The sequence below is a fragment of the Peribacillus psychrosaccharolyticus ATCC 23296 genome, from assembly GCF_000305495.1.
GTDB lineage: Bacteria > Bacillota > Bacilli > Bacillales > DSM-1321 > Peribacillus > Peribacillus psychrosaccharolyticus.
On sequence record NZ_AJTN02000038.1, the window covers coordinates 1 to 12,738 of the forward strand.

Sequence of the window (12,738 nt, forward strand, 5' to 3'; positions counted from 1 at the left end):
AATATTATTTAATTGAAGAAAATGTAAATTTGATCATGATAGCAAAAGGAGGGTGGAGCGAACGTGAGGAATGAGTCTTAGGTGAAAAATACTTGAAAGGGGAGGTAACATGAAGAAAAAATGGATATCTACCTTGTTTGTTATTGTATCGCTGCTATTACTAGCTGGATGTGGAGATTCTAAAGAAACTGAAACGAAAAACTCAAAGAAAGAATTTCATTACGCAATGAGTGGAGTCTATAAACCTTTTAATTATAAAGAAAATGGTAAGCTTTCAGGTTTTGATGTAGAGATTGGACAAGCATTAGCCAAAAGAATGGGGATGAAGGCTGTTCCTGTTACCAATCCATAGGAAACAATTATTCAAGGCCTGGAAGCCAAAAAGTATGATGCAATTATTGGTAGTATGACGATTACAGAAGAACGTTCGAAAGCAGTTAATTTTACGGATACGTACTATCGATCTGGTGCTCAAGTTTTTGTTGCTGAAGACAATTCAGCTATAACGTCTGCCGAAAAATTAAAGGGTAAAAAAATAGGTGTTGTTAAGTCTAGTATTTACAGCGACCATGCTCAAACCTTAACAGATAAAGATAAAATTGTTGAATATGATAGTGATATTACCGCTCTTATGGATTTACCTACAGGTCGGCTAGATGCAGTGATCACTGATCAAATGGTTGGGTTCCGAGTTATGAAGGAAGATGCTATTAAGATAAAAGATATAGGCGAACCACTTTCTCAAGATGACCAAGCGGTTGCTGTCCGAAAAGAGGATAAAGAATTACTCGAAAAAATTAATGCGGCTCTCGCTGAAATAATTGAAGATGGTACGTATGAAAAAATTAGTGAAAAATGGTTCGGTCGCAATATTCTTGAAGAATAAAACAGCACAAAAGCGGGGAGGTTGATCGCTATGATACAAATATTTCTTAACACCTACGAAGTTTTTCTCCAAGCTGCTTTTCTAACATTTAAATTAACCCTTACCTCCTTATTATTAGGGTCGATCATTGGTTTGGTATTTGCTTTTTTTCGAATTTCGTCGAGTAAATGGTTGAACGCTCTAGCATCAATCTATATAGGAATAATTCGGGGTACACCTTTAATTGTTCAAATCGCGATTTTATATTTTGGCATTGCTTCTATTATTACACTTTCTCAATTCTGGGCAGGAGCTTTGGCATTAGCGGTTCATAATGGTGCGTATATCGCAGAAGTTTTCCGAGGATCGATTCAATCCGTTGATCGGGGGCAAATGGAGGCAGGTCGTTCGCTGGGCATGAGTTATGCTCAGACCATGAAGGAAATCATTTTACCGCAAGCATTTAAACGTTCGATTCCGCCGCTTGGCAACCAATTTATCATTGGGTTGAAAGACTCATCCTTGGTTGCCTATGTAGGAATGGCTGAATTATGGGGATCTGGATTAAGCGAAGCAGCGGCTAATTATCGACAATTAGAAACGTATATTGTAATTGGTTTATATTACCTAGTTATGGTACTGTTCATATCTTTTATCTTACGTAAAGTAGAATCAAGGCTGGATGTTGATTCTGTACCAAAGGAACGGTTTATTAAGAAGGAAAATGTCCAAGCATTATAATTTCATAGTGTAAAAAACGTGTAATGTGTTGGAAGTTCTCAACAGTTTTACACGTTTTTTTGTCTTTTAAAAAAGCAGCTTAATAATGGTTTCGAAAATCAAGGTTTAAAAAAGAATGTTATATGGGGGAATGGCCAATCATTACCTGGAGTTTTTCATACTATAAAACAACTGAGGCTCAGGCGCGGGAGGTGGATGAGATGCCAGATAAGGATGAAATAGATTTAATAATTAATCTAGATCACCTGCCTTTTCCTGAAAGATATATATATAGTTCAAGTTCTTCTGTTCTTAATGAAAAACAAAAATCTAGAACAAAAAGGAAAAAGAAACAAAAAAAACACGGGAAATCAAGGATGATATTTGTGGACACATAAGGCAAAAATGCAATGGGAAAGCAGAAGAATACTGGCGTTCTATTGGTTTAGATCCTCTTCCGTCCGGGTCTGTAACTGTTTTAAATTCTAGTGGTTACAAGATGACAGTGAGGGCAGATACAAATGGAAATGGTAACGCAGATATAGTTTTATTTAGCTTAACTGAAAGGGACCAGTCTAAATCGGTTACTTTAGATTCAATAGCTAAAATAGAGGTAACTTGTGAAGGGGATAGTAGTCAAATTTGCCACGGGATGTACAGTCTTCTTATTGCGTACCCAAAAGATATTTGTAAATGAGGTTGTCCAAAATGAAAAATCCGCAACTGTCCAAACATTTTGGTTAGAAAGACATAGCATTATATAGAAACGACAATCCAGGAGGGAAAAGAACATGGCTCAAATAGGAAGTTGTAATGGTGAACAATTAGTCGGTGTAAATGATTCGGTGTGTCTCACACTTGAATTAGATGATGCAGTGGCCCCCACAGTAGTATGGACAGATGTGACGCCTTATGTGATTAATGGAACAATTATGATCGAAAATAATGGGATCGTAGGAGTTGGTCAAGACGCAGCATTATCAGTAAATGGAACGGCGATAGCAGATTTTGTAGTTGTTCCGGGTGAAGCTCGTTCTATTACATTAGATAATATAAATTCTATTTCACTTTTAGGATCAGGTGGAGAAGCAGGCGCATCTTCCAGTGTAAATGTTGCTTTTTCTCTAAATTACAAATTCTAGTTTTAAAAGAGGATGAATGAGTCAGCCTCTTTTAATTTACCCATTTTAAATAATTCTTAGGGGGAAAGTTTTCGTAAATAATGTAGAGGAAAAATTTCAAGGGTAGTGATTTATATGTGCGCGCGTATTAAATCATCTTGCTGCGATCCGTTGGGACCAACAGGGCCAACAGGAGAAACGGGGGCAACGGGGCCGACTGGTGTGACGGGAATAACTGGGGCAACTGGAGCAACGGGAATAACTGGAGCAACGGGAATAACTGGAGCAACAGGAGTAACTGGGGCAACGGGAATAACTGGAGCAACGGGAATAACTGGAACAACAGGAGTAACGGGAATAACTGGGGCAACGGGAATAACTGGAGCAACAGGAGTAACTGGGGCAACGGGAATAACTGGGGCAACAGGAGCAACTGGGATAACAGGAATAACGGGAGCAACAGGTGCAACTGGGGTAACAGGAATAACGGGAGCAACGGGAGTGACCGGGGCAACAGGAGTGACCGGGGTAACCGGAGTAACGGGAGTAACCGGAGTGACCGGAGCAACAGGAGTGACCGGGGTAACCGGAACAACCGGAACAACCGGAACAACCGGCCCAATCGTTACGGCAAATTCTATGTACGCATCTAATACGACTGGTTCTACAATTTTAGTTATACTCGGAGGCACACTCATTCCTCTTCCAAGTAATCAAAGTTTAGGTACTTTTACGGTTAATGGAGCTAATACTGTTTTTACTGTTCCTGTAACAGGTCGTTATTACTTGACCTATCAAATAAATCCCACTGCTTCACTTCTTGCGGGCTCTAGATTGTTATTAAATGGGTCGACTCCAATACCTAGTTCTATAATTACCCCAGCCCTTTCTATATCTAGTTATAATAATGATGTGTTTGCTAATTTAACGGCTGGTGATACGATTTCACTTCAGCTTTATGGACTAATAGCAACAGTAACTTTGACAGGTGGAGGATCCTTAGGTGCTGCGTTATCAATCATTCGCTTAAATTAATGGATGAACTAACGAGCATTAAATATTCTTCCGTATATACCACCTGCATTTTGCAGGTGTTGTTCTTATAAGGAAATAGTTCTTTATTTACACTGTATTTATTTGGTAAAATAAAAATAAAAAGCTGGGAGTACAATTTTGATTAGAAAACTAAGAGCTGGTGAGCTTCCTCCAATGCATTTATTATTATTAGCGGATCCATCCCCCAAAATAGTGAGGGACTATATCTCTAGGGGAGAATGTTTTATTGCTGAAGAAGGAAATCAAATAATTGGTATTTATGTACTTCTGCCTACAAGACCTGAAACGGTAGAGTTAGTAAATGTTGCTGTTGATGAAGTGCATCAGGGCAAAGGGGTAGGAAAACAATTAGTACTAGATGCGGTTAACACAGCCAAGAAAAATGGCTATAAAACGATTGAAATGGGGACAGGGAATTCTAGTATAGGTCCACTCGCTCTCTATCAAAAATGCGGTTTTAGAATAACGGGTGTTGATTTAGACTTTTTTACAAACCATTACGCAGAAGAGATCATTGAAAATGGTATTCTGTGCAGAGATATGATTCGACTCTCACAAGCGTTATAAAAAATTTGTACATATTTCGTTTAATGGACGATTATAGTTAGTTAGCATAGGAGGGGAGAAGATTGACTTTTAGTGCAAAAACCCTTAGAGGGAAATTGATTTTTTTGCTGTTTATCAACGTCCTGTCTATGGTTTTGTATTTTCCCTCTGGAATACTAGCGTATCTTCAACTTTCACTAGTTTTTTTAATGCTGCTGTTAGTGTTTATTCATTTCACATTAAGAATAGACGAGGGCTTGATTACCTACCAAGTACTCTTCCTTTCCCTAGTTATTTGGAAAAAAGAACTTAATCCTCAACAGATGAAACAACTAACGTTTAAACGAGTTGGGTGGTCCACTCAATGTGCGCTAATACAAACTAAACATATACTCAATCTTCGAATCATTCATTTTACGCCAGAAGATGTGTTTCAAGAATTAGCTTTGTTCAACCAACGAAATAGTATACCAATAAACAAAAGCAAAGATTATTCACTTTTAGAGAAAGTAGAAAAAGGGAGTGGGTAAATGAAATTGCCGGTTCAAGTACTACAGTGGGTGATCTCCTCAGTAGATTCTAGAGCAACTATAGAAGATATCCACCGTTTACCTGGGAGTACTTCTTCAGATGTCTATAGTGTTTCCCTAGGAATTCAAGGAGAGATACGTGAATATGTACTGCGTCGATTTACGAATCGTAGTTGGCTTGAAGAGGAGCCGGATCTTGCAAAACACGAAGCAGAAAGTCTTCGAATAGCTTCCAAAACTAGGACGAATACTCCTGCCATCATTGCTTATGATGAAACGGGAGATATTTGTGGAATCTCTTCAGTCTTAATGACAAAGGTTGAAGGGGAGGTTGATTTATTGCCTGGAATTAAGATGGATGATTGGATAGATGAGCTGGCAAAAACCTTAGCGGCAATTCATACCGTGGAAGCAGCCGAGTTTGCTTGGAACTATTTTTCTTATAATGATATAAAGACCATAAATATTCCGAAGTGGTCGAGTCAACCTTTACTATGGAAAAAGCTGTTGGAAATTGTGAGAGGACAGCGGCCAGAAACTAAGCTTTGTTTTATACACCGGGATTATCACCCAACAAATGTTTTATGGAAAAACGGGAAAATCAGCGGTGTTGTAGATTGGGTTAATGCTTGCAGGGGGCCAGCGGGTATTGATGTTGGACACTGCCGCCTGAATCTGGCAAGGCTGTATGGTATTGCTTCTGCGGATGCGTTCTTGACTGCTTACCAAAGTTATGGTGGTTCGGACTTTACGTATGATCCATTTTGGGATTTGGTTTCCCTAGTAGATGGCGGCCCGCCAGAAGTATATGCAGGATGGCCGGTATTTGGTGTTAATGACTTGACTAACGATGTGATCGTTGAACGAACTGACCAGTTCTTAATAAGCCTTATGAATCGATTTTAATTTATGCAAGGAGAACTGTGTATGAAAAACACAAGCTGTGCGTTAACAGCCTGTGTTTTCATCAGATTCACCTCAACGTTTTTTCCTTCGCGCTCTTTCAATTTCAACGTCATAGACGTATCCTAACCTGCGGTGATTAATTACGTCTTTCGGTGTAGTATCCCATGGGAACATTCGGTCCGTATAGTTTTGTCCATATGGTCCGCCTTTTCTTGGTTCGTAACTTTTTTCGGGGTGAATAATTTGCCACATAGCCCACAACCGGTCAACATTTGCATGATGTAAAAAGAAAACGGGATCGTTTGGGGCAGTGGGGACATAGCCCATGTGACCACCAACCCAACCGTGAACTCGATTATGAAGTTGAGGACCATTTATAAACCCTTCCAGTTGATTTCGAAAACTGGGTTTACTGGTCATATCCCAAGATGGGGTATCGTATGGAGTGACTAATAACACGTTGCGTACATCTTCTCGAGTCGGTAAGGTTAAGGATTGATCACTACCTCGGAAATTACGTTTTAAGCTGCCTGCAAGACTTCCATCTTCATCTAATACTTCCCATTTTCCTGCTGCAAAAGGACCGCTCTCTACAATGAAGTCATTATCAGGATTCCCGTTTCCTCCCATAAAATCATTTCTCCAAATAGGCGAATTAGTAGGATCTTTTAACGCAGCATCTGTAGCCCAATCCCAGTAAGGAAGAACGATATTCGGAGAAATTTTCTGGAGATCCGATTCAAAACGTAATAGAAATTCTCTATGCCATGGTAAAAAGGCTGGGCCCATATGAGCAGCATTGCGGTGACTACTATCCCGAACAGGTGAATCCTTTTGATTCGGTTGAGATCTGCTCGAGCTGCCATGACTCATGGAAAGAGCACGGGTATTAGTTGTTGGTGAAGTTTGGTCCTCTGTCATTGAATTTTCATTTTCTCTCGGCGGTGTTTGGAATTTCCCACCTGCTGTATGCCATGCTACATAACGATCATAAACACCTATTTCTTTCAATTTCAAAACAGCGGATACATACTCTCTTTTCTCTTTATCGGTAAGGTAAATAACATTTTTTCTAACTTTATACTTAGCTGACATGTAAGGTATCTCCTTTAGAGTCTGTCTAGTTGCTAAACGGAACTTAAGATATACTAAGCAACTGGACGATAAATGAACTAGTACATCAGCGGAAATGAGGAAAAATAGGCAGTGAACTTACAGGGGAAAATATACAGAAAAAGGGAACAACCACCTCATTAAGGAAATGGGGTGGTTGATGATTTGCTGTTTATACGGATAAGATCCTGATATCTGTGAAAGATTGGTTAAACAATTCACTGCTTAGAAGGAGTGTACCTAAAACATCTCGTTCATCTTCCGCTTTAATTACCTCTACTAGAATAGTCGAGGAGCCATTCTTTACCGTTACTTTATATTCGTTCATTAAATCACCGCCTAAAAAGATTATTGTTGTATTATAAACGATATTCGGTAATCGTTACATCTCTTTAGGAAGAATTTCTGAGTTATTTAACTTCTTCCAAACAAAAAAGAAGAGAAGAAAAATCACTAGCTTTTTCTCGCTGCCAGTATTCCGAGGCACGATTGGTATAGTCGTCGGCAAACACGATACCTGCGTTCATTAATTCATCCCCAAAATGAGTAGTACCTAACTCCTTTATCTCGTATAGTTTTTCAGGGTTTAACCCTTTTAACTTCAGGCGGCAGTAATAATCATTGGGTCTTGAAAGGACTTGATAATAGCCAATAAGTGCTTGAGTTTGATCAGGCGATACTACCATCCAAGCTGTTTCATTCGTTTCGAATGGGGTTACTAGCCGATAAAAGCGTCCCGTTCTGATTAACTCACGATATTGTTTGAAAAAAGAAACTTGTTGTGTAATGATTTCTTTTTCTTCTGTGGTTAATTTTGTGACATCAAGCTCGTACCCAAACGTTCCAAAGAAGGCAACATTTGCCCGGGTTTCAAGCGGAGTAATCCTGCCAACCTGATGGTTGGGAACGGCAGAAATATGGCTGCCAATCGAATTAAGCGGATAAACTAACGATGCCCCATACTGTATTTTTAAGCGTTCAATGGCATCGGTGTTATCACTTGCCCAACCTTGTGGGGCATAATACAACATTCCAGGATCAAATCGCCCGCCGCCTCCCGCACAAGATTCGAATAGTATTTCGGGATACTTAACGATAAGTCGGTCATACAGGGAATAGACGCCTAGTATATAGCGATGACTAACTTCACCTTGCTGATCTTGTCCTAATTGATCGGAATACACCTCTGTCATAAAACGATTCATATCCCACTTTATATAGGATATCTTTGATTCTCCTAAAATTTTATCCATTAATTTAAATACATAATCTACTACTTCACTTCTAGTAAAATCTAAAATAAATTGATTACGGCCGTGGGAAGGGGCCCGATAAGGCGTCGCAATCATCCAATCTGGATGCTCAGATAAGATCGTTGTATTTCTAGACACCATCTCAGGCTCAAACCACAAGCCGAATTTCATTCCTAACTGTTCTACTTTTTCAGATAATCCTTTTATTCCATGAGGAAGCTTGTTTTTGTTTTCATACCAATCTCCTAATGAACTTGTATCATCATGACGTTCACCAAACCAGCCGTCATCAAGCACAAACAGTTCGATTCCCAGGCGACTTGCAGAGTCGGCAATCGTAAGTATTTTTTCTTCATTAAAATCAAAATAGGTTGCTTCCCAATTGTTTATTACTATTGGCCGGACTCTATCACGCCAATACCCCCGAACCAAACGAGTTTTATATAAATCATGGTAAACTTGGCTCATCCCGTTTAAGCCTTGATCGGAGTAGACCATCACGCATTCTGGCGTTTGAAAATCTTCGCCGGGGTGGAGCTTCCACTTAAACTGAAACGGATTAATTCCCATCATGACCCTGGATACATGATAACTGTCTACTTCGACTTGGGCTAGAAAATTTCCGCTGTAGACTAAACTAAAACCATAGACGTCACCTGTATGCTCCGTGGTTTCTGGCCTTTTTAAGGCAATGAAGGGATTATGGGTATGACTACTAGCCCCTCTTGCACTATAAACTGTCTGAATCCCTTTGGAGATTTTTGACGTTTCAATATGTGTCTCCCGAGCCCATGCACCCGTAAGATGGACCAGTTCAAAGTCATTATCGGGGAAATCTACACTTGTGCTCATCACATTTTCAAGGAAAAAAGCATCTTTCCCATTGTTGATAAATCTTGAATTTCGACAGATTACTGCTCGGTTTGAAAAGATGGTATAGCTTAGAATCAGTGTTCCTTTTAATATAGGATCAACTAAGGTGATTTCTAGAGTTTCTGCTTCTTCGGGATTCTCCACATAGGTAGCTGGTAACAGATGTAGAGGAGGTTTTCCAGGTATAACTTGATACGTTTCATATTGGAAGTTGGAAATCCGGCTTCCGTTTTGAGTAAGTATTTCGTGTGCAGGGTATCGGTAATCGGAGGTACCAAAGCTTGGGTATTCTTGTTTGATATGTTCAAAAGAAGAAGTATGATCACTTTCAAATAAATTGCATGAAGGACGAATCTCACGTTCAATTAACTGGTGAAAGGAGTCTCGATGAGTAATTTTTTCCCGTAATACAGATGCTCAAGCTGCTTGGATTTCTCCAGCACTCTGAAAATATAGCTGACATGGTCATTAAATAAATGAAATTCTTTTGTTTCATGATTCACTTTAATCGTCATTGCTGCACCTCTTTCAGATTGATGAAACTATGTTAATGAACCAATCGAGGAAGATGTCACTCAGCTGTACGGCACCTAAATTGTACCAATTATATGAATAGTATTCAATAAACAAAACTAATCGATAAACCCAAATACCTGGTGAGTATAAGCGAATGGAATCGAAATAGTAGATTTACCGATCAAAAAACAGTAAACTGTTGTAAGGGTTTACAAAACTTTTAAAAAATACTTAGAGAAGAGGAAAGAAAATGGTCTATCAAGCGGCGTCGAATCGTTATGAAACGATGAAATATAATCGGTGTGGACAATCAGGTCTGAAATTGCCAGCGATATCATTAGGGTTATGGCATAATTTTGGTGGTGTCGATACATTTGAAAATGGTAGAGACATGTTGAGAAAGGCGTTTGATTTAGGAATCACGCATTTTGATTTAGCCAATAATTATGGCCCGCCTGCTGGTTCAGCTGAAGAAATGTTCGGGAAAATCTTACAGACAGATTTTGCTCCTTATCGAGATGAGATGATTATATCGTCTAAAGCTGGCTATTATATGTGGCCAGGCCCTTATGGGGAATGGGGCTCTAAAAAATATCTAACCGCAAGTATTGATCAAAGCCTAAAGCGTATGGGGCTTGATTATGTTGATATTTTTTACTCTCACCGACCAGATCCGAATACCCCGCTGGAAGAGACTATGGGAGCATTGGATTCAATTGTTCGCCAAGGTAAGGCATTGTATGTAGGGATTTCCAGTTATGATGCGGAACAAACAAAAGAAGCCGTTGAGATTTTGACTAGCTTAGGCACACCGTTAGTCATTCATCAGCCAAACTACTCTATGTTGAACAGATGGGTCGAGGATGGGCTGCAAGATGTCCTGCATGAAAGCGGTACAGGCTCGATAGCGTTTTGTCCATTGGCACAAGGTTTATTAACGAACAAATATTTATCAGGAGTTCCTGAAGGTTCACGAGCATCAAAACCATCAGGTGCATTAGCTGAAGAAGCGATAACAGATGATGTGATTTCAAAGATTTCTGCATTGAATCATATAGCACGTGAACGAAATCAAAGCTTGGCGCAGATGGCTCTTGCTTGGGTCCTGCGTGAAGGACGTGTTACCTCCGCATTAATTGGAGCAAGTAAAGTTAGTCAGATTGAAGAAAACGTAGCTGCTTTAAATAATTTGAGTTTTACCTCAGAAGAACTTGAGGGAATTGAAAGAATCCTTTCGCAGTCTTAATGAAAATAACCCGTATGTATGGCCTTGTGTCTCTTGTTTAGTCAGACACAAAACCTGCTACGGGTTTTTTATGATTTGCAGGTTGTCACTGACGAATCAACTCATATTACTCAGTTTTGTCAGTTTCCTTATTTGCTTTACTTGTATAAGGTTTAGCACTTTTTGCTTTGTTAGCTCCAGCTTTCCATCTATTCCAACCTTTACTTCCCGTTCCACGACCAGTTCCGCCAGTTGGTTTCTTTGCTTTAGCTTTTCCCATAAAATCACTCCATTTGTGTTGTTACTCTGTATATTGTTGGTTAGCATTATCTCTTTATGGCGTGCTTACATGTTCTAAGCATGTTGAAATATACTGCAGCTTATTCAATATGTACAGAATTTTATTCTTAAGGTTTCATTATATCACTGTTTATGCACAGTCCCAATAAAACGATGAAAAGGTCTGCAGATTAATAGACATTTTGCTTCGGCTTTGTCAGCCATAGGTTGATACCGATTTTATGACATATGGTTACATAATGCATAAGAGTTATTAAAACAGCACCAGTATTCATGCCAATTATAATTCCTTCCATGTTGAACGCCGGCTGTGAACCAAGAATGAACATTAGAATAAATGAAACAATATGCGACCATACAGTGTGAACAAATGCATCTTTTACTAAACCTAATCCAATTAAATAGGCTTGCATTGGAATGATAAAAAAGTGAAAGAGAAAATAGGGACATAATAATTTTAAGTATAGAGAAGCGGATGTAGAAGAAAAAAGAAGTGACGTTAAAGGTTACCGCAAAAAAGTAAATAATAACAACTGCAGGGACGCCATAAAGGATCGTAACCGATATGGATTTCTGTAAGAGGTCGCGAAGTTTCTCTTTATCTCTCTTGTTATAAGCCTCAGACACGTTGGGAATCAGCATAATCATTAAGGAATGTGCAATAAAAGCAGGGAAAAAACCAATCGTCATCGCCACCCCCGTCAACATTCCGAAATGCTCAGTTGCTAAAACGGCTCCAAAACCGGCGGAGAGTAAAGCAGCATGAATTAGAAAAGGCTGGATGGCATTAGTAATGGCATGAAAAATTCTCAAACCCATTGTGGGTAACGATACCTCAAGCAGTTTTTTTCGTGCTTCTTTTCCTGATGAAAGGGTGTGTGAGCTTCTTTTCATTACTCGTAAATGAACCATAAATAGGCTGAATAAGTAGATAAATACTAAGAATTCACTCCCAATTAATACATAGAAAGACATGAGTAAAGAGTCCTTTTGGTTATACTGAAATAATGTAAAAACTAGAAGCAGCAAACCAAATTGAAATATTTTTTTAAAAAAGTTCGATAACGCAATCTTACTTATTTGCTGAACACCCATAAAATACCCTCTCGCGATGGATGAGAAAGCCACGATGGGGATTAAACCAACAAACAGCCATTTTATATGTGGGTGATATCGATCCATTAATGGCAAAAAGGTAAGAATAATCGGCATAATTGCACAGATAACCAAGCCCACGACGGCAGCCATTTTTAATGCATGAATAAGTAAATTGAAATGCAGGGATGGTTTGTTTTCTGCAACAAATTTAGAAACGGAAATATGTAATTCCAGACTCGCAAGCACATAGATCAAGAAGAAAATGGGCAAAAGTGACATGTATTGCCCCATGCCTTCTTCATGTAATTCACGGGCAAGAATCATATTTATCAGAAATTCGATACATTCTCCGAAAAAAGCGGCAATAACCAAAATAATCGTCCCTTTGTAGAACCCCCGCATTGGCAACTCTCCTCCTCGGTGTTTATATAAGGTATGAGACAGGCAGTGGAATATTCATTGTTGTCTCAACCTTTTTATAATGATTGAGAGTTAAATAATTAGAATATACAAAAGGATACTAGAAAAGATAATGCCTTATTACGGGTTAAAAAGTAAATATATAACAATAAAGTGATATATTTGTACGTTACATAAATATACTATATAATAGGAA

At 38.9% G+C, this 12,738-nt stretch carries 12 protein-coding genes and 3 pseudogenes; 10 read left to right on the forward strand and 5 right to left on the reverse strand.

The annotated features are described in order from the left end of the window. Positions 1 to 109: 109 nt before the first annotated feature. From WYK_RS04340 to WYK_RS04375, 9 genes and pseudogenes are all read left to right on the forward strand, one after another. Positions 110 to 886: pseudogene (locus WYK_RS04340) on the forward strand (ABC transporter substrate-binding protein). A 30-nt stretch (positions 887 to 916) separates the two neighbouring features. Continuing rightward, positions 917 to 1,606, forward strand: coding sequence for an amino acid ABC transporter permease (locus tag WYK_RS04345; RefSeq protein ID WP_040373375.1), 690 nt, complete (start codon positions 917 to 919; stop codon positions 1,604 to 1,606). Positions 1,607 to 1,806: 200 nt separating this feature from the next. Continuing rightward, positions 1,807 to 1,983 (forward strand): hypothetical protein, encoded by a 177-nt coding sequence (locus WYK_RS24805; RefSeq protein WP_161629102.1) that lies wholly within the window; start codon positions 1,807 to 1,809, stop codon positions 1,981 to 1,983. Beyond that, complete coding sequence (locus WYK_RS26260) at positions 1,980 to 2,282, forward strand: S-Ena type endospore appendage (protein ID WP_412769691.1); 303 nt, start codon at positions 1,980 to 1,982, stop codon at positions 2,280 to 2,282. Before WYK_RS24805 ends, WYK_RS26260 begins: the two co-directional genes overlap by 4 nt. 94 nt (positions 2,283 to 2,376) lie before the next feature. Continuing rightward, positions 2,377 to 2,727: a DUF3992 domain-containing protein gene (locus tag WYK_RS04355; protein ID WP_040373377.1), complete on the forward strand. Its 351-nt coding sequence runs from the start codon at positions 2,377 to 2,379 to the stop codon at positions 2,725 to 2,727. A 114-nt stretch (positions 2,728 to 2,841) separates the two neighbouring features. After that, complete coding sequence (locus WYK_RS04360) at positions 2,842 to 3,741, forward strand: BclA C-terminal domain-containing protein (protein WP_040373378.1); 900 nt, start codon at positions 2,842 to 2,844, stop codon at positions 3,739 to 3,741. A 135-nt stretch (positions 3,742 to 3,876) separates the two neighbouring features. Further along, positions 3,877 to 4,329, forward strand: coding sequence for a GNAT family N-acetyltransferase (locus WYK_RS04365; protein ID WP_040373379.1), 453 nt, complete (start codon positions 3,877 to 3,879; stop codon positions 4,327 to 4,329). A 62-nt stretch (positions 4,330 to 4,391) separates the two neighbouring features. Continuing rightward, the gene (locus WYK_RS04370) at positions 4,392 to 4,838 is read left to right on the forward strand and encodes a hypothetical protein (RefSeq protein ID WP_040373380.1); all 447 of its coding nucleotides are present in this window, start codon (positions 4,392 to 4,394) and stop codon (positions 4,836 to 4,838) included. Further along, positions 4,839 to 5,744: a phosphotransferase family protein gene (locus tag WYK_RS04375; RefSeq protein WP_040373381.1), complete on the forward strand. Its 906-nt coding sequence runs from the start codon at positions 4,839 to 4,841 to the stop codon at positions 5,742 to 5,744. Positions 5,745 to 5,816: 72 nt separating this feature from the next. Here WYK_RS04375 and WYK_RS04380 read toward each other — a convergent pair whose 3' ends face one another. From WYK_RS04380 to WYK_RS04385, 3 genes and pseudogenes are all read right to left on the reverse strand, one after another. Continuing rightward, on the reverse strand, positions 5,817 to 6,839 hold the full coding sequence (locus tag WYK_RS04380) for a tyrosinase family protein (RefSeq protein ID WP_040373382.1): 1,023 nt from the start codon (positions 6,837 to 6,839) through the stop codon (positions 5,817 to 5,819). 190 nt (positions 6,840 to 7,029) lie between these two features. Then, a complete protein-coding gene (locus tag WYK_RS24810) occupies positions 7,030 to 7,185 on the reverse strand; it encodes a hypothetical protein (protein WP_161629103.1) in 156 nt (51 codons plus the stop codon). Between the two features lie 82 nt (positions 7,186 to 7,267). Next, a pseudogene (locus WYK_RS04385) lies at positions 7,268 to 9,498 on the reverse strand (alpha-galactosidase). A gap of 251 nt (positions 9,499 to 9,749) precedes the next feature. Between WYK_RS04385 and mgrA the strand changes: the two are divergent. Next, on the forward strand, positions 9,750 to 10,745 hold the full coding sequence (gene mgrA / locus WYK_RS04390; RefSeq protein ID WP_040373383.1) for an L-glyceraldehyde 3-phosphate reductase: 996 nt from the start codon (positions 9,750 to 9,752) through the stop codon (positions 10,743 to 10,745). A 106-nt stretch (positions 10,746 to 10,851) separates the two neighbouring features. On the opposite strand, the gene WYK_RS23710 is transcribed toward mgrA, so the two are convergent. After that, complete coding sequence (locus tag WYK_RS23710; protein ID WP_081704755.1) at positions 10,852 to 11,004, reverse strand: DUF3934 family protein; 153 nt, start codon at positions 11,002 to 11,004, stop codon at positions 10,852 to 10,854. A gap of 190 nt (positions 11,005 to 11,194) precedes the next feature. Further along, a pseudogene (locus WYK_RS04395) lies at positions 11,195 to 12,524 on the reverse strand (polysaccharide biosynthesis protein). Between the last annotated feature and the right edge of the window lie 214 nt (positions 12,525 to 12,738).